General features: G+C 65.2%; 17 protein-coding genes. 9 read left to right on the top strand and 8 right to left on the bottom strand.

All coding sequences use genetic code 11. The annotated features are described in order from the left end of the window. Positions 1-159: 159 nt before the first annotated feature. Genes G365_RS0100080 through G365_RS0100090 form a run of 3 tightly spaced genes read right to left on the bottom strand, consistent with a single transcriptional unit; the run spans position 160 to position 3,069 of the window. Positions 160-1,461 carry a TRAP transporter large permease gene (locus tag G365_RS0100080; RefSeq protein ID WP_019643453.1) on the bottom strand — a complete coding sequence of 434 codons (1,302 nt, stop codon included), beginning with the start codon at positions 1,459-1,461 and terminating at the stop codon, positions 160-162. Beyond that, positions 1,458-1,985, bottom strand: a complete 528-nt coding sequence (locus tag G365_RS19645; RefSeq protein WP_019643454.1) for a TRAP transporter small permease — start codon at positions 1,983-1,985, stop codon at positions 1,458-1,460. Before G365_RS19645 ends, G365_RS0100080 begins: the two co-directional genes overlap by 4 nt. A gap of 19 nt (positions 1,986-2,004) precedes the next feature. After that, positions 2,005-3,069, bottom strand: coding sequence for a TRAP transporter substrate-binding protein (locus G365_RS0100090; RefSeq protein ID WP_019643455.1), 1,065 nt, complete (start codon positions 3,067-3,069; stop codon positions 2,005-2,007). Positions 3,070-3,353: 284 nt separating this feature from the next. Between G365_RS0100090 and G365_RS23690 the strand changes: the two genes are divergently transcribed. The 4 genes from G365_RS23690 to G365_RS0100110 are packed head-to-tail and all read left to right on the top strand — an operon-like array spanning position 3,354 to position 4,890. Beyond that, positions 3,354-3,497: a hypothetical protein gene (locus tag G365_RS23690; RefSeq protein ID WP_019643456.1), complete on the top strand. Its 144-nt coding sequence runs from the start codon at positions 3,354-3,356 to the stop codon at positions 3,495-3,497. Next, entirely contained in the window at positions 3,497-4,036 is a 540-nt protein-coding gene (locus G365_RS0100100) for a cytochrome b/b6 domain-containing protein (RefSeq protein ID WP_019643457.1), read from the top strand. The genes G365_RS23690 and G365_RS0100100 overlap by 1 nt, the downstream gene beginning before the upstream one ends. Next, complete coding sequence (locus G365_RS0100105) at positions 4,033-4,446, top strand: DUF1924 domain-containing protein (protein WP_019643458.1); 414 nt, start codon at positions 4,033-4,035, stop codon at positions 4,444-4,446. The genes G365_RS0100100 and G365_RS0100105 overlap by 4 nt, the downstream gene beginning before the upstream one ends. A gap of 3 nt (positions 4,447-4,449) precedes the next feature. Further along, positions 4,450-4,890, top strand: a complete 441-nt coding sequence (locus G365_RS0100110) for a diheme cytochrome c (RefSeq protein ID WP_019643459.1) — start codon at positions 4,450-4,452, stop codon at positions 4,888-4,890. An 8-nt stretch (positions 4,891-4,898) separates the two neighbouring features. Here the strand turns inward: G365_RS0100110 and G365_RS0100115 are convergent, their stop codons facing one another. After that, positions 4,899-5,777, bottom strand: a complete 879-nt coding sequence (locus G365_RS0100115; protein WP_019643460.1) for a dienelactone hydrolase family protein — start codon at positions 5,775-5,777, stop codon at positions 4,899-4,901. A gap of 90 nt (positions 5,778-5,867) precedes the next feature. Continuing rightward, positions 5,868-6,338 (bottom strand): OsmC family protein, encoded by a 471-nt coding sequence (locus tag G365_RS0100120; RefSeq protein WP_026344968.1) that lies wholly within the window; start codon positions 6,336-6,338, stop codon positions 5,868-5,870. Between the two features lie 72 nt (positions 6,339-6,410). Between G365_RS0100120 and G365_RS19650 the strand changes: the two genes are divergently transcribed. Both G365_RS19650 and G365_RS0100130 read left to right on the top strand, forming a co-directional pair. Next, entirely contained in the window at positions 6,411-7,082 is a 672-nt protein-coding gene (locus G365_RS19650; RefSeq protein WP_019643462.1) for a GntR family transcriptional regulator, read from the top strand. Further along, positions 7,075-7,707: a LysE family translocator gene (locus G365_RS0100130; protein ID WP_019643463.1), complete on the top strand. Its 633-nt coding sequence runs from the start codon at positions 7,075-7,077 to the stop codon at positions 7,705-7,707. The genes G365_RS19650 and G365_RS0100130 overlap by 8 nt, the downstream gene beginning before the upstream one ends. Before the next feature lie 19 nt (positions 7,708-7,726). Here the strand turns inward: G365_RS0100130 and G365_RS0100135 are convergent, their stop codons facing one another. Then, on the bottom strand, positions 7,727-8,110 hold the full coding sequence (locus G365_RS0100135; RefSeq protein ID WP_019643464.1) for an acyl-CoA thioesterase: 384 nt from the start codon (positions 8,108-8,110) through the stop codon (positions 7,727-7,729). 397 nt (positions 8,111-8,507) lie between these two features. Between G365_RS0100135 and parE the strand changes: the two genes are divergently transcribed. Both parE and G365_RS0100145 read left to right on the top strand, forming a co-directional pair. Next, complete coding sequence (parE, locus tag G365_RS0100140; RefSeq protein WP_019643465.1) at positions 8,508-10,493, top strand: DNA topoisomerase IV subunit B; 1,986 nt, start codon at positions 8,508-8,510, stop codon at positions 10,491-10,493. Beyond that, complete coding sequence (locus G365_RS0100145; protein ID WP_019643466.1) at positions 10,493-11,017, top strand: GNAT family N-acetyltransferase; 525 nt, start codon at positions 10,493-10,495, stop codon at positions 11,015-11,017. The genes parE and G365_RS0100145 overlap by 1 nt, the downstream gene beginning before the upstream one ends. A 274-nt stretch (positions 11,018-11,291) precedes the next feature. Here G365_RS0100145 and G365_RS0100150 read toward each other — a convergent pair whose 3' ends face one another. Next, positions 11,292-11,837 carry an AAA family ATPase gene (locus tag G365_RS0100150; protein WP_026344970.1) on the bottom strand — a complete coding sequence of 182 codons (546 nt, stop codon included), beginning with the start codon at positions 11,835-11,837 and terminating at the stop codon, positions 11,292-11,294. A gap of 439 nt (positions 11,838-12,276) precedes the next feature. Here G365_RS0100150 and G365_RS19655 point away from each other — a divergent pair, with 439 nt between their 5' ends. After that, positions 12,277-13,242: an EamA family transporter gene (locus G365_RS19655; protein WP_019643468.1), complete on the top strand. Its 966-nt coding sequence runs from the start codon at positions 12,277-12,279 to the stop codon at positions 13,240-13,242. Between the two features lie 69 nt (positions 13,243-13,311). Here the strand turns inward: G365_RS19655 and G365_RS0100160 are convergent, their stop codons facing one another. Beyond that, complete coding sequence (locus tag G365_RS0100160) at positions 13,312-14,859, bottom strand: PepSY-associated TM helix domain-containing protein (protein ID WP_019643469.1); 1,548 nt, start codon at positions 14,857-14,859, stop codon at positions 13,312-13,314. Positions 14,860-15,105 lie beyond the last annotated feature (246 nt).

Raw genomic sequence — 15,105 nt, forward strand, 5'->3', positions numbered from 1 at the left:
GCCGCATTCGCCGCAAAAAGCCGCACCATTGGCAGGGCAAGGACAGAGGCCCCTATCCTATGGGGCAACATGGCCCCCAAAAACCGGGATCCAAGGGCCTTTCGGCCCTTGGTGGGTGTGGGCAAAGCCCACGGGTCCCGTCTTCCCATCTTCCGGTCTTTAAAACCCCAGGGCCTTCGGCAGCCACAGGCACAGGGCGGGGAAGGCGAGCAGGAAGGCGATGCGCACGGCGTCTGCCACCACAAAGGGCAGGATGCCCCGGGCGACGGTGGACAGGGCCAGCCCCGGGGTGGTGCCCTGAATGACGAACAGGTTCATGCCGATCGGCGGGGTGATCAGGCCGACTTCCACCACCGTCACCAGCACGATGCCGAACCACACCGGGTCGTAGCCCTGCGCGAGGATAATCGGCACCACCACCGGCACGGTCAGCAGCACCATCGACAGGCTGTCCATGAAGCAGCCGAGGATGAAGTAGAACACCAGCAACATCAGCATCACCCCCAGCGGCGGCAGGGCGAGGCTGTTCAGGTGCCCGACCAGCGTCTGCGGCAGGGCGGTGGCCTCGATGAAGCTGTTGAACAGGGTGGCCCCGATCATGATCAGAAAGATCATGCCCGATGTGGTGGCGGTCTCGGTCAGGGCCTGCCGCAGGGCGGCGCGGTCAAGCTGGCGGCGCAGGGCGGCGAACAGCAGCGCCCCGAAGGCGCCGACGGCGGCGGCTTCGGTGGGGGAGAAAAGACCGGCATAGATCCCGCCGATGACGACGACAAACAGCAGGGTCACATCCCACACCCGGATCACGGCGCGCAGGCGCTGGCCCCAGCTCAGGCGGTCGCCTGCGGGGCCAAGCTCTGGCCGCCGCGCCACCTGCACGGCAATGGCCGCCATGTAGAGGGCGGTGCCGAGGACGCCGGGCAGCAGGGCGGCGGCAAACAGCGCCCCGATCGACTGTTCGGTCAGCAGGGCATAGATGATCATGATCAGCGAGGGCGGGATCAGGATGCCGAGCGTGCCCCCGGCAGCGACGGAGGCCGAGGCGAGGCGGTCGTCATAGCCGCGCCGCCGCATTTCCGGCATGGCCACCTTGGCCATGGTGGCGGCGGTGGCCAGTGATGACCCGCAGATGGCCCCAAAGGCGGCACAGGCGCCGATGGTGGCCATCGCCAGCCCGCCGCGCCAGTGGCCGATAAAGGCATAGACCCCTTCATACAGGGTGCGCGACAGCCCGGCCCGGGCGGCAAAGATGCCCATGGCGATGAACAGCGGCACCACCGACAGGCCATAAGGGAACACCGCCTCGAACGGTTGATTGCCGAGCAGAAACCACGTGGTGTCAAACCCGTTCAGGATCCACAGGCCGACCGCCCCGGTGATGCCCATGGCGACGGCGACCGGCACCCGCAGGCCGATCAGGGCGAGTACGGCGGCAAAGCCGAGAAGTCCGGGCCACAGGCTCATGACAGTATATCCTGAGAACGGGATGGGGCGGGGATCCGTCCGGCGGCAATTGCCAGATCCCGCGCTGCCAGCAGCAGGCAGGCCAGCACCGACAGCGCCGCCCCGGCCAGAAAGAAGGCCCAGTACAGGGCCATGGGGATGCCGATGGTCTGCGACAGGTCGCCGTAGTCCAGCGCCTGAACCGCAGTGCCGCTGCCCGCCCACAGGATGGCGGCCATCAGCCCCGCGCCGAGCAGGGCGCCGACGCCATCCAGCCCGTGCCGCAGGCGGGGCGGAATCAGCGACACGCCGATATCAACCCGCACATGGGCATCGCGGAGGAAGGCGAAGGGGATCACCAGCGCGGCACAGATGATCAGCCCGAGCTGGGTGATATCGACGGTGCCCCGGATCGACTGGCCGACGCTGCCGCGCAGGGCGATATCGGCCAGTGTGACGGTGACGGCAAGGCCCATCAGCCCCAGCCCGGCAAAGGCCACCGACCGCAGGGCGCGGTCGGTGACGGTGAACAGACGGGTCAGCATGGCGGTGTGCCTGCCGGGATCAGCGCTGTTCATACTTGGCGACCAGTGCCTTGGCGCGGTCGTAGAGGGCGGCGGCGTTGGGCACGTTGTCGTCCTTCGCCAGCTTGGCAATCCAGGCGTCGGCCATCGGCTTCAGGCGGTCGGCGAAGGCCTGCCGTTCGGCATCGGTCAGGGTGATGATCTCGTGGCCTTTGGCTTTGGCGTCGTCCATGCCACGGGCATCCCACTTATCCCACCACGGGCCGAACTTGGGGATCAGGGCATCGCCGCTGATGGAATCAAGGGCGGCGCGGACATCGGCGGGCAGGCTTTCGTACTTCTTTTCGTTCATCACAAAGAAGAAGCAGGTGGTGTAGGTGCGGGCGTCAGTGTGGTACTTCAGCACTTCGTTCAGACGGAAGGCCCCGACCGCATCCCAGGTGAAGATGGTGCCATCCAGCACCTTTTTCTGAAGGCTTTCATAGACTTCTGCCGGGGGCAGGCCGACCGGGGTACCGCCAAGGGCGGTCACGGCCTCGGAAATGGCCGGGGACGGGGTGCGCAGGCGCAGGCCCTTCAGGTCATCGGGGCTGCGCACCGGCCTGTCGGTGGTGTGGATCAGCCCGGCGTTGTGGCAGTACAGGGCCAGCGGCTTGACGCCCTTGTATTCATCGGCCAGCAGGCCTTCCTTATGCAGGTCCCACAGGGTGCGGGTGGCGGCATCGGCGGTTTTGGCGAGGAACGGCATATCCATGACCGAGGTGCGCGGCAGGCGGCCACGCGGCATTCCGGCCAGACCGTTGGCCATATCGACCACCCCGGCCTTTACCTGATCCATCTGCTTGGCGACATTGCCGAAGGCGCTGGGGCCGGGCAGAATTTCCACCGCCACCTTGCCATTGGTCTTTGCTTCCAGCTCCCGCGCCCAGGGCTCGAGGAAATCGGTGTGGATCCCGTGCTTGTCGGGCAGGTAATGGCTGATCTTCAGGGTGATTTCGGCGGCCTGTGCCGGCAGGGCGGCAAGGGCGGGCAGGGTCAGCGCAGACAGGCAGAGCAGGGCGTGGCGCAGGCCGCGACGCAGGCGGATGGCGGGCAGGCGGGTCATGGCTGGGGGCTCCCGGTTTGGTCGTTTCCTTTTTTGCCTTCCGTCATTGTCTGCTTGGCAGCAGAGGGTCTGATGCGGCCGCAGTGTGGAAGGCTTGTAAACAGGGGACGGCAAAATAGTTTCCCGCGCAACTATTTTTTCGGATCAGTTTCTTTTTGTGCGGTGCTTCTCGCGCAGGACGCGGGTGCAGCAGGCGGCGGCAACCCTGAACGGCCGCTTCAGGCCCTATTCATCATTAAAATGACATATTCAATATGAAGCACCTTTAAGGGGTAGGTAGCATCATGTTGAAAAAAATGATTTTTCAGGGGATTTTTTCCGCGCTGGTGATCGGCCTGCTGTCGGCAGGCTATGCGCTGATGCGGGCCCCTGATGTTTCCACCGGACTGACACAGATGGCGTCAGCCTTTGCAGAAGGGGACGACTGATGGCGGCGCTGTCTCAATCCGGCGGGCAGACCCGGCGGGCATCCGGCGGACTGAAGCGGCCCGCGCAGATTGCCGTTCTCCGCCTGTGGCACGCGCTGCTGGCCGGGGGCTTTGTGGTCGCGTGGGCGACGGGGGATGAGAACACCTACGCCCTGCATCAGTTTTCCGGGTACGTGGTGCTGGCGGCGCTGGTGCTGCGGGCGCTGATGGCGGCGTTCAGCCCGGCGGAGAGCCTGCTGCGCTGGCCGGTGCTGCGGCGGCAGCAGGTGATGGACTGGCTGCGGCGCGGCAGCGGGCGCAATCCGCTGTTTGCCGGGCTGGCGGTGGCCCTGCTGCTGACGGTGGCAGCCACGGCGACCAGCGGTGCGGTGGCCGACTGGATGACGTGGATGGAGCACCCGCACGAAGCGGCCAGTGATGTGACGCTGGCGGTGATCTTCGCCCATGTTGCCTTTGTGTTTTACCAGTATGGCGGGCGGCCGTGGCTGCTGGCGCAGATCCGCCGGATCAAAGACCGCTTTGGGGGGAAATCATCATGAAAACGGCTGTTCTGTTGACGGCGGCCCTGCTGGCGGCGGCGTCTCCGGCGCTGGCGGCTGACGGGGCGGCGGCCCGGCAGGCAATCCTGAAAACCTATCAGGCGGAGATCCCGGGATTCAGCGGTTTTGATGCCGGGCGTGGCGAAGCGCTGTACCGGGCGGTGGTGGCGGGCAGCGACCCGCGCATCACCGGCTGCACCAGCTGCCACACCGCCAATCCGCGCCAGCCGGGCCAGAATGCCAAGACCGGGCGGGCGATTGATCCGGTGGCGGTGTCGGCCAATTCCGACCGTTTCACCGATGCGGACCGGGTGGAAAAGCAGTTCAGCCGCGATTGTAAGACCGTCCTTAACCGGGCCTGCACGGCGCAGGAAAAGGGCGACTACATCACCTTTCTGATGGGGCAGTAAAAAATGAAGATCAGCCTGTTTGCCCCCGTCGGTCTGGTGGCGGCGGTTCTGGGGTTTCCGGCACTGGCCGGGCCCGACCGGGTGCCGCCGCTGACCGATGCCCTGACCCGGGCGGAATGCGGCACCTGCCACATGGCGTTTCAGCCGGGGCTGCTGCCCGCGCGGTCGTGGGATCGGATGATGGACACCCTGTCCGATCACTTCGGCGATGATGCCAGCCTGCCGCCGGATAAAGTGGCGCACATCCGCGCCGTGCTGGTGGCCGGGGCCGGGCGGGACCGCCGCGCCCCCGATGCCACCCCGCAGCGGATCACCGAGGCGCGCTGGTTCACCCACGAACACGACTTTGCCCCGGCGGTCTGGAAAAAGCCCGGCGTGGTGACAAAATCCAACTGCGCCGCCTGCCACCGGGGGGCAGAGCAGGGGGTGTATGAGGATGACTGAGCCGCCGGTTACTGTCCGGTCAGGCCAAACACCGTGCGGAAGAAGGCAACGGTGCCAGCCCGGGCCTTCTCGGTGGCATCGACGTTGCGGATGAAGGCCACACTGCCGCCCTGACCCAGATTGGCGGCAGGATCGCTGATGGTCCTGTCCATGCCGGGCGGTGAGTCAAAGCCGTGGGTGGCATCCGGGTAGTAATCGAGGGTCATCAGGGTCCGCTGGCTGTCCGGCAGGGCATCCATAAACCGCCGGGCGGCATCCGGCGGGCCGTAGGTATCCTGCCCCCCGGCCACCAGACGCAGCGGCGCACCTGTCAGTTCGGCGTAGACTGCGGCGGTGTCGGGTGATTTTGCGATGTTCTCATGCATGTACCACACGGCATAAAAGGCCACATGGGCGGCAAATTTCGGTCCGCCGTTGGGGAAGAAGGCGGCCCATGTCGCCTGCGATGCGGTACGTACCGCCAGATTGCCGCCCCACGAAAAGCCCATCACCCCGATGCGGGCGGGGTCGATATCCGGCCGTGCGGCCAGATACTGAAGCGCCCCGAAGGCATGGCTGAGGGTTTCCGTATGGCCGCCACGCGGGCGCTGGCCTTTGTTGAACATGAACACTTCCAGCGTTGCCATCCCCGCCTTTTGCAGGGCGCGGGAATGGTCGGCCCCGCGCCCGTCAATGCCGCCGCTGCCATGCAGCAGCACCACGGCAGGCCACGGCGGCGGCGCACCGTTTTCCGGCAGGCGCAGGGTGGCGGTGACGGTTCCGTGCGCCGGATACCCGGTGCCCTGTGCCCCGGGAAAGGTCACCTCCTCGAAGGCGGATGCGACCGGTGGGGACAGCAGGGGACCAAGCAACAGCAGCAGGGACAGGGCGAGAACAGGCAGACGCATGGACGAACCCCTTGCCGGACGGGAGAGTGATTTTATCTTTGCACGGTTGAAAATCCCGGCATCGTTTTTTACGGATGTTTCTAACGGGCCTTATTCCCCCTCCACCACAAAGTCCGGGGCGTAAGACACCGGAAAATTCACCGAGCGGGCGATGAAGCAGACGCTGTGAATGCGGTGGTGGATCGCTTCGGCCGCCGCCAGATCGGTGCCGGGGCGCACGGTGATTTTCGGGCGCAGGGTGGCTTCGGTGAAGCGCCCGGCCCCGCCGGGTTCCACCACGCCGGTGGCGGTCGGCGTGTCCTGATAGGCGGTGACGGTGATTTTGGCGTCGGCCGCGTAGTGCAGATACCACAGCATATGACAGGCCGAGAGGGCGGAGAGCAGCAGATCTTCCGGGTTCATCTTCGTCGGGTCGCCGCCCAGCAGCGGATCGTTGGAGCAGCTGATCACCGGCTTGCCCGGCACGGCGATGTCCCATGTGCGGTCATAGGCGCGGTAATGGGCGGTGCCGTCGCCACGGTTGCCGGTCCAGTGAATGTGGCTGGTGTAGGTGTGGGCCATGATGCTGTCCTTGCCAGAGCCGTCAGAGTGCGGCATGTATACGCGTATACGGATTCTGGGTCGGAGGGCAAGATGTCTTTGGCGGATCTTCTGCGGCAGGAAATTCTGGCCGGGCGGCTGCCCCCCGGCACCCTGCTGTCGCAGACAGAAACGGCGGAACGGTACGGCGTCAGCCGTATTCCGGTGCGGGATGCGTTTCAGCAACTGGCCCATGACCGGCTGGTGACGGTGATCCCCGGCAAGGGGGCGCAGGTGATCCGCCTGTCTGCGGCAGAGCTGACAGAGGTTTACGATCTGCGGATTCTGCTGGAAGGTGACCTGCTGCGGCGGGCGGTGCGGGCGGCGGGGCCGGACTATGCGGCAGAGGTTGATTACGCCCTGCGCAAGTCAGACCTTGAGGCCGGCCGCCCCGGCTGGGCCGACGGCGACTGGTTTTTCCACCGCACCCTTTATGCCCCGGCCAGCCGCCCGCGCCAGCTGGCGATGGCGGAGGAACTGCGCCGCCTGTGTCTGGTGCATGTGCCCAGCTATGATACGCTGACGCAGGCAACGCCGGACTGGCTGGCCCATCACGCGGCGATGGCGCGGGCGGCGGTCGCCGGGCGGGCAGAAGACGCGGTGGCGGCGCTGGAACAGCATCTGGATGCGGCGCGGCGCTTTCTGCTGGGGCTGTCCCCTGAGGATCCGGGAGCGGGAAGTCAGGGGTCAGGAAATCAAGTGGCAGAGGATCTGGGCCATGTTTGAGTATTCATTGCTGCACTGGGGGGCTTTTCTGTCCGCCGCCCTGCTGCTGAACCTGTCGCCGGGGCCGGATATGGCCTTTATTCTGGGGCAGACGGTGCGCGGTGGCCGGTCTGCCGGGTTTTCCGCACTGGCGGGGATCTGGACCGGCGCTTTCGGCCATGTGCTGATGGCCGCCGCCGGGCTGTCGGCGGTGCTGGCGGCCTCGGCGGTGGCGTTTGCTGCCGTCAAATGGGCCGGGGCGGCTTATCTGATCTGGCTGGGGATCAAGGCGCTGCGGTCTTCCGGCGGGGGGCTGACGGTCGATGCCGCGCCCCCGGCCCGGCTGGGGGCGGTATACCGGCAGGGTATTGTGGTGTCGCTGCTGAACCCCAAGGTGGCCGTGTTTTTTCTGGCCTTTCTGCCGCAGTTTGTGGTGCCGGGGGCCGGGCCGCTGTGGGCGCAGCTGATGCTGCACGGGGTGCTGGTGATCGCGGCGGCTGCCGTGGTGGAGCCGCCGCTGATTCTGGCCGGGGGGCTGCTGACCGCGCGGCTGCGGGCCAGCCCGAAGATCGGCCTGTGGCTGGACCGGACTCTGGGCGGCCTGCTGATTGCGCTGGGCCTGCGGCTGGCGGTGCAGGACCGGTAAAGGGCCCGCCTGAGGGCCCTTACCCGATCACCCGCGATTTGCGGTTTTCGTCGATGGCGACGAAGGTGAACAGCCCTTCGGTGACTTTTTCGTGAATATCGCTGTCACCGCGCCGCACCCAGGCCTCGACATGCACCGCGATCGAGGTGCGGCCCCGCCGGGCTTCGCGGCAGTAACAGGTCAGCTCGTCACCGACCAGCACCGGCTTGTGGAAGGTAAAGCCATCCACCGCCACCGTGGCGACACGGCCTTTGGCCTTGAAGCGGGCAAAGGTGCCCCCGGCGATATCCATCTGGGCCATCAGCCAGCCGCCGAAGATATCGCCCGACGGGTTGGTGTCGGCGGGCATCGCCAGAGTACGGATCGAGATTTCGCCGGAAGGGCCGGGGCTGTCACTGCTCATCAGGGGGAGTCCTCTGGTCAGGGATGAACTGGTGGTCAGGGATGAACTGGCGGTCAGGGTTACACCGGCTGTCAGGGATGAACCGGCGGGCCGGGGCAGGGCACAGTCGGGCCGGGGATAGCAGCCCGGCGCAGCGGGATCAATACGGGGGTCAGAATATGTCATCGGCGGCGGGATCGGACCAGAAATCTTAACAGGCAGGGCCGAAAAAGCCCCGGGGGACAGGCGGGGATTCCGCTGTTTTCTCAGTCCGACTGATATAGTATCCCTGACGGCGGGTTGCCCAGACCGGGTTTTCCGATAGGTGCCATGCGGTTTCCTGTGGTCTTATCCTGTCGGGCCGGTACTGTGCCCGCCCTGTGTTTTCCGTCCTGAAGCAGCGAGTGTTCCCCCGTCCATGTCCGATCTGTTCGAAAATCTCGCCCCCAAGTCCACCGGCTATACCGCCAAGGATATCGAGGTCCTCGAAGGGCTGGAGCCGGTGCGCAAGCGCCCCGGCATGTACATCGGCGGCACCGATGAAAAGGCACTGCACCATCTGGTGGCGGAAATTCTGGATAACGCCATGGATGAGGCGGTGGCGGGCCATGCCTCGTTCATTGACCTTGACCTGCATGTGGACGGGTCGGTCTCCATCCGCGACAACGGGCGCGGCATTCCGGTTGACCCGCATCCCAAGTATCCCGACAAGTCGGCGCTGGAAGTGATTCTGACCACCCTGCATTCCGGCGGCAAGTTCGGCGGCGATGCCTATAAGGTGTCGGGCGGCCTGCACGGCGTCGGCTCCTCGGTGGTGAATGCGCTGTCGGAAAGCATGGTGGTGGAGGTCGCCCGCGAGCGCACCCTGTACCGCCAGAGCTTTTCCCGCGGGCTGCCGCAGGGCGGGCTGGAAAACCTTGGCGCGGTCCATAACCGGCGCGGCACGCTGGTGCGCTTCCGCCCGGACCCCGAGATTTTCGGCCCCCGCGCCCGCTTCAAGCCTGCCACCCTGTACCGCATGGCGCGCTCCAAGGCGTATCTGTTCCGGGGGGTGAAGATCCGCTGGTCGTGCGACCCGGTGCTGCTGGATGGTCTGGACGGGATCCCGGCGCAGGATGAGCTGCACTTCCCCAACGGGCTGGAGGATTTTCTCGCCACCATCCTGAAGGACCGGGCGACGGTCTCCAGCGTTTATGCCGGGTCGGGGGCGCTGGCCGACGACATGGGCAGCGTGGAATGGGCGGTGTGCTGGCCGGAGGATCAGGAGGCGTTCTTCTCTTCCTACGTCAACACCGTGCCGACCCCGGAAGGCGGCACCCATGAACAGGGCCTGCGCAACGCCCTGACCAAAAGCATCCGCGCCTACGCCGATCTGGTGAACAATAAAAAGGCATCGGGCCTGACGGCGGAAGATGTCACCGGCGGCGCCTGCATCATGCTGTCGCTGTTTATCCGCGAGCCGCAGTTTCAGGGCCAGACCAAGGAAAAACTGGCCAGTGCCGAGGCCACCCGGCTGGTGGAACAGGCGGTGCGCGATCACTTCGACCACTGGCTGACCGGGGCACCGGATGCGGCCAATGTGCTGCTCGGCCATCTGATTGAGCGCATGGATGAGCGCCTGCGCCGCAAGCAGAGCAAAGACCTGTCGCGCAAGACCGCCACCAAGCGGCTGCGTCTGCCCGGCAAGCTGGCCGACTGCTCGCGCTCCATCGCTGACGGCACCGAGCTGTTCATCGTCGAAGGGGATTCCGCCGGTGGTTCGGCCAAGCAGGCCCGCAGCCGCGAGACGCAGGCCATTCTGCCCCTGCGCGGCAAGATCCTTAACGTCGCCTCAGCCTCCGATGACAAGCTGCGCGCCAATCAGGAGCTGAAAGATCTGGTCGAGGCGCTGGGCTGCGGCGTGCGCGATCACTTCGAGCTGGATAAGCTGCGTTACGAAAAAATCATCATCATGACCGACGCCGATGTTGACGGGGCCCACATCGCCAGTCTGCTGATGACCTTCTTCTACCGCGAAATGCAGCCGCTGATCGAAGCCGGGCGGCTGTATCTGGCAATGCCGCCGCTGTACCGGCTGGTGCAGGGCGGCAAAAGCCAGTACGCCCGCGACGACGCCCATAAAGACCAGCTGATGCGCACCGAGTTCAGCGGGCGCGGCAAGGTTGATGTCAGCCGCTTTAAAGGTCTGGGGGAAATGCCCCCGGCCCAGCTGAAGGAAACCACCATGAACCCGGCAACCCGCACGCTGCTGCGGGTGATGCTGCCCAACCGCCGCACCGAGGAAGAGGTGGAGGAATACCACGCCACCGCCAGTCTGGTGGAGCAGCTGATGGGCCGTAAGGCGGAGCTGCGCTTCCAGTATATTCAGGCCCACGCCCAGTTTGTGAAGGATCTGGACATCTGATGCCGGACGGGGCGCCGGAAGGCCTGCTGATCACCGAGACCGCCCGCCTGCGCCTGCGCCGCCTGACCACGGGCGATGCCGCCTTTATGCTGCGGCTGCTGAATGAGCCGGGCTTTCTCGCCAATATCGGCGATAAGGGCGTGCGCACGCTGGACGATGCGGTGACCCACCTGCGCACCGGCCCGCTGGACTCTTACGCCGTGCATGGCTTCGGGATGTGGCGGGTGGACCGCAAAAGCGACGGCGTGCCGGTCGGCATTTGCGGCCTGCTGCGCCGTAACGGCATGGAAGACGTGGAAATCGGCTACGCCCTGCTGGCGGAATACGAAGGGCAGGGCTACACCAGCGAGGCAGCGGTGGCCTGCCGTGATCTGGGGCTGATGGTGCTTGGCCTGCCGCGCATCGTCGGCATCGTCTCGCCCGGCAATATCGGGTCGGAGCGGATTTTGCAGAAACTCGGCCTGACCTGTCAGGGCCTGCGGGAGGTTTTCCCCGGCAAGCCGCCAGTGGCGTTTTACGCCTGAGGGGAAGCAGGCTGTATGTTGATGATTTATATCAATATAAATCGATTTGTTTATGTAAATGTCTATTTGTTTTTTTCTATTGATATTTTATGTGATGATATGTTCACTTTTTAGTGTGGGGCTCAGATTTTATTCTAAGCGGAATTGACTTCCGAAGGCCCGAAAGAGTGCCATATCACCTTGATGATAGATAGAGAAAGCACGCTTTCCGGATGTTTTCAATTTATTGTATTGTAAAAATAATAATTAAATGTAATTCTGTGAGTTAATACTTTTATTTCAGGTTCAGGATGTATTTTTGACTCATGGTCATTGATGTGATTTTTTTGATCAAATAATCGGGGCTGTCGCTTTCGGAAATTTCCAGAACGTGCGCTTCCAATGGTTCAATATTTTTGAATTGTTGATGCAGTGCGGTAATTGCCTGTGGGTCGGTTAGCGTATCGCCACCCCGCCGCTGACAGCGGTCGATAGCCACGCGTAACGGTGGCCGAAGAACTATGTAATGGACGGGAACCGTCAGGCTTTCGAACACCGACAGGAACCATGGCCCGATAATCCCGTCGAGAATGACGAAATACCCACCTTTGGCATAGGAGGATGTGGCTCGGGAAAGCGCATCCATCACCACCCGGTTCTGAGTGTCGGCTTCTGGCAGGTAGGGCGCGATGGCGCCGTTCTTAATGAAATGCCAGAAGTCGTCAGAGTGGAGATGGACCTTCGCCGACCCCGCCATCTGAGCAAGTGCTGCTGCGATCGTCGTTTTTCCGGACCCCGGTGGCCCGGTTAAAATGAGGACTTCGCCTTTACATTTGAGCATGATCAGTTCCTTGATTTCAGAGCGCGTTTTCCGTACTTGCCCTGTTTCGCTAAGCTGGACTTGCCGGGTGAAAGTGAAGAGCCTGATTTGATGCAAAGAACATATTGTAAAGGCTAAGATATTTTTAGATTGAGTGTGCGTAAGCCTGCGCTTCAGCTTTCATTCCGGTGCGTGGGGATGTCAGCATTGCAGCGACATACCGATTGCCGCCTCTGGGGACCATCGGGATGTATGATCGCATGCGGTTGGTCCTGAAAGATGTCCGGAGGACAATTTAGGATAGGTCTGTTCTTTAATTTTCTAAGATATTTTTCGGTCAGGCGAAATCCCTATAATCCTTGCTCCTGTCTGGCCCCCATACCGGCTTGGTCTTTGTCTAAACCGCCGGAACCGGCTACAGTCGCCGCCGTTTTGCCCTCTCTCTGCCGGTGTCGCTGTCATGTCTGCCCCTGTTGTTGCCCCTGCTGCCGGGTCGCGTCTGGCCCCGATGGTTGCCCTGCTGTCGGCGATGGTGTCGATCACCGCCGGGGCGTCGTTTGCCAAAGCGCTGTTTCCGCTGGTCGGCCCGGTCGGCACCACGATGCTGCGGCTGGGGCTGGCGGCGCTGATTCTTGGCGTGGTGCTGCGGGTGTGGCGCACGCCGCTGACCCGGCGCTCCATCCGCTCCGGCGTGCTGTACGGCCTGTCGATGGGGTTTATGAACCTGCTGCTGTATATGGCGATCGAGCGGATTCCGCTGGGTATCGCGCTGGCGATTGAATTCACCGGGCCGCTGACGGTGGCGGTGCTGTCGTCGCGCCGCCGCTCGCATTTCGTCTGGATCGGGCTGGCGCTGGTCGGGCTGGCCCTGCTGCTGCCCAGCGGCAGCAGCCATAACGGGGTGGAAGCCACCGGCCTTGACCCCGTCGGCATGCTGATGGCGCTGGGCGCCGGGGTATGCTGGGGGGCCTATATCGTGCTGGGCCAGCGGGCCGGGGCTGATCACGGCGGGCGGGCCCCGGCGGTGGGGATGATCTGTGCGGCGCTGGCGGTTGCCCCGCTGCTGCTGGTGCTGCCGACCGGGTCCGGGCCGGGGGGAGACCCCCTGTGGCATGTGGCGGCGCTGGCTGTGGCGGTGGCGGTGCTGTCGTCCGCGGTGCCGTTCACGCTGGAAATGTTTGCCCTGCGGCGGCTGCCCGCCCGCAGCTTCAGCGTGCTGACCAGCTGCGAACCGGCGGTCGGCGCGGCGATGGGGTTCCTGCTGCTGGGCGAGGCGCTGTCGCTGGTTTCCTGCGCCGGGATCGGGCTGGTGGTGCTGGCCTCGCTCGGCACCACGTTCGGCGAGCCGACCCCGCCGACCCCGCCGGAGCGCGCCGACCTGCCGGAGGACACGCCGGAGGAAGAACCCCTGCGGGACGCGGCGTAAGCCGGGTTATTCCGCTGCCCAGCCGGGTTATTCTGCTGCCCAGCCAGGTTATTCTGCTGCCCAGCCGAGTTATTCCGCTGCCCAGATGGTGCTGAAGCGGCTGCCGTCGCGGGTTTCCAGTGTCACCGTCACCGCGCCGCTGCCTGCGGCGGGCCGCATCTCGCCGCGCAGGCGGTATGGGGTGCCGCGCAGGGGCACGGCCTTGCCACCGTCGCGCTGCACGGTGACCCGGCGGGCGGTTCTGGCGGCTTCAGGCGACAGGATCACCACCGCGCCGGTGGTGCCGTCGGGCTCTTCCTCCAGCCACAGGGTGGCGCTGTGGGGCCCCAGCGGCTGCGCGGGCAGGGGCCTGCCGTGCGGCACCGCATCGGCGCGGCCACTGGCATAACTGCCGATGGTCAGCAGCGGCACGGCCAGAACCGCCAGCGGCAGAAACCCCGGCAGTCGCCGCCGGAACGCGGTTTTTCCTGATCCGGGTTTTGTGGTTTTGCCGGGTTTTGTGGTTTTGCCGGGTTTTGTGGTTTTGGCGGTGCGGTGCAGCCAGACGATGCCGCCGCCGATCAGACAGGTGGACAGCATCACGCCGCCAAGGGTCCAGATGGTTTTGGTCAGCGGCCCGCCGAAATTGCCAAAGTGCAGACTGCCCATGGCGCGGGCGGTGGTCTGCAGCGCGGTCATCTCCTGCGGGGTGATGGCGGCGGTGATGTCCAGCGTTTGCGGGTGCAGATAAAAGCGGTGGCCGTATTTTCCGGTCAGGGCGGTGCCCCGGTCGCCGAACAGCACCAGCGCCTGCCCCGGCTGGGTCGGCAGGGTCAGATAGTGCAGCCGGAACCCCGGGGCCACGGCCTGCACCGCCGCCAGAGCGGCATCAACATCGGGCAGGGTCTCCGGCGCGTCGCGGGTGGCGACCGGCTTGGGGGGCGGAAAGATGCGCACACCATTGCCCGCCAGCACGGCGGCGGTCAGAAACCACAGGCCGGTGATGGCCATCAGCAGCGCGAACCACAGCCCCCATACCCCGCCGACGCGGTGCAGATCCCCCCAGAACACCCGCGCCCCGGCGGTCAGGCGGATCCGCGGCCTGACCAGCGCCGTCCAGAAGCGGCGGTACACAAACAGCCCGGTGACGGTGGCCCCCAGCATCGGCACCGCCAGCGCTGTCACCCCGTACCAGCCGAGGGTGGTGTAATCACCGGGAAACAGCAGCCAGCCATGCAGGGCCAGCAGGGTGCCGGTAAAGCCGGGGCCAAGGGTGATCCCCTGCACGGCGGCGGTGAAGGGGTTGATGAAGGCGCGGGCCTGCGGGGCATCGGGCAGGGCCAGCGTGGCTTCGTACGCCAGATGCAGATCGCGCCGCCCGAGGGCGGTGACAATCCCGTCCGGCGTTGCCGCTGCCGCCGCCGCGAGAACCGCGTTCAGCGACTGTTCGGCGGCGGGACCGGCGATGGCCTGCGGTGCGGTGGCCAGAACGGCAGGGTCCCACAGGCCCTGTATTTCAAAGGCGATGGTCAGCACCGTTCCGGTGACGCAGATCAGGGTCAGCAGCAGCCACACCGGCACCGCCAGCCAGCGATGCAGGGTAAACCACGGGATACGGCGTTTTGGGGGGTGTGACATCAGGCCTTACATCTATGGAGAGGGACCAAACAAAGGGAAGTCCGGCCCTGCCGGGCTGACTGGGCCATTGCGGCCCCGTGCCCGCGTGGGCACGTAAGCCAAGCGGGCGGACGCCCGCGCCCGGCGCCTGAGGGACCGAACAAACGGAAGCCCGGCCCTGCCGGGCTGACTGGGCCATTGAGGCCCCGTGCCCGCGTGGGCACGTAAGCCAAGGGCGCGGACGCGCCCGCCCGGCGCTTGAGGGAC

The organism is Novispirillum itersonii subsp. itersonii ATCC 12639 (genome assembly GCF_000381985.1).
In the GTDB taxonomy this organism is placed as follows: Bacteria; Pseudomonadota; Alphaproteobacteria; order Rhodospirillales; family Rhodospirillaceae; genus Novispirillum; species Novispirillum itersonii.

Excerpts from the sequence above, each read along its gene's own strand:
- G365_RS0100080 (WP_019643453.1), bottom strand. The coding sequence starts at position 1,461 with ATGAGCCTGTGGCCCGGACTTCTCGGCTTTGCCGCCGTACTCGCCCTG.
- G365_RS19645 (WP_019643454.1), bottom strand. The coding sequence starts at position 1,985 with ATGCTGACCCGTCTGTTCACCGTCACCGACCGCGCCCTGCGGTCGGTG.
- G365_RS0100090 (WP_019643455.1), bottom strand. The coding sequence starts at position 3,069 with ATGACCCGCCTGCCCGCCATCCGCCTGCGTCGCGGCCTGCGCCACGCC.
- G365_RS23690 (WP_019643456.1), top strand. The coding sequence starts at position 3,354 with ATGTTGAAAAAAATGATTTTTCAGGGGATTTTTTCCGCGCTGGTGATC.
- G365_RS0100100 (WP_019643457.1), top strand. The coding sequence starts at position 3,497 with ATGGCGGCGCTGTCTCAATCCGGCGGGCAGACCCGGCGGGCATCCGGC.
- G365_RS0100105 (WP_019643458.1), top strand. The coding sequence starts at position 4,033 with ATGAAAACGGCTGTTCTGTTGACGGCGGCCCTGCTGGCGGCGGCGTCT.
- G365_RS0100110 (WP_019643459.1), top strand. The coding sequence starts at position 4,450 with ATGAAGATCAGCCTGTTTGCCCCCGTCGGTCTGGTGGCGGCGGTTCTG.
- G365_RS0100115 (WP_019643460.1), bottom strand. The coding sequence starts at position 5,777 with ATGCGTCTGCCTGTTCTCGCCCTGTCCCTGCTGCTGTTGCTTGGTCCC.
- G365_RS0100120 (WP_026344968.1), bottom strand. The coding sequence starts at position 6,338 with ATGGCCCACACCTACACCAGCCACATTCACTGGACCGGCAACCGTGGC.
- G365_RS19650 (WP_019643462.1), top strand. The coding sequence starts at position 6,411 with ATGTCTTTGGCGGATCTTCTGCGGCAGGAAATTCTGGCCGGGCGGCTG.
- G365_RS0100130 (WP_019643463.1), top strand. The coding sequence starts at position 7,075 with ATGTTTGAGTATTCATTGCTGCACTGGGGGGCTTTTCTGTCCGCCGCC.
- G365_RS0100135 (WP_019643464.1), bottom strand. The coding sequence starts at position 8,110 with ATGAGCAGTGACAGCCCCGGCCCTTCCGGCGAAATCTCGATCCGTACT.
- parE (WP_019643465.1), top strand. The coding sequence starts at position 8,508 with ATGTCCGATCTGTTCGAAAATCTCGCCCCCAAGTCCACCGGCTATACC.
- G365_RS0100145 (WP_019643466.1), top strand. The coding sequence starts at position 10,493 with ATGCCGGACGGGGCGCCGGAAGGCCTGCTGATCACCGAGACCGCCCGC.
- G365_RS0100150 (WP_026344970.1), bottom strand. The coding sequence starts at position 11,837 with ATGCTCAAATGTAAAGGCGAAGTCCTCATTTTAACCGGGCCACCGGGG.
- G365_RS19655 (WP_019643468.1), top strand. The coding sequence starts at position 12,277 with ATGTCTGCCCCTGTTGTTGCCCCTGCTGCCGGGTCGCGTCTGGCCCCG.
- G365_RS0100160 (WP_019643469.1), bottom strand. The coding sequence starts at position 14,859 with ATGTCACACCCCCCAAAACGCCGTATCCCGTGGTTTACCCTGCATCGC.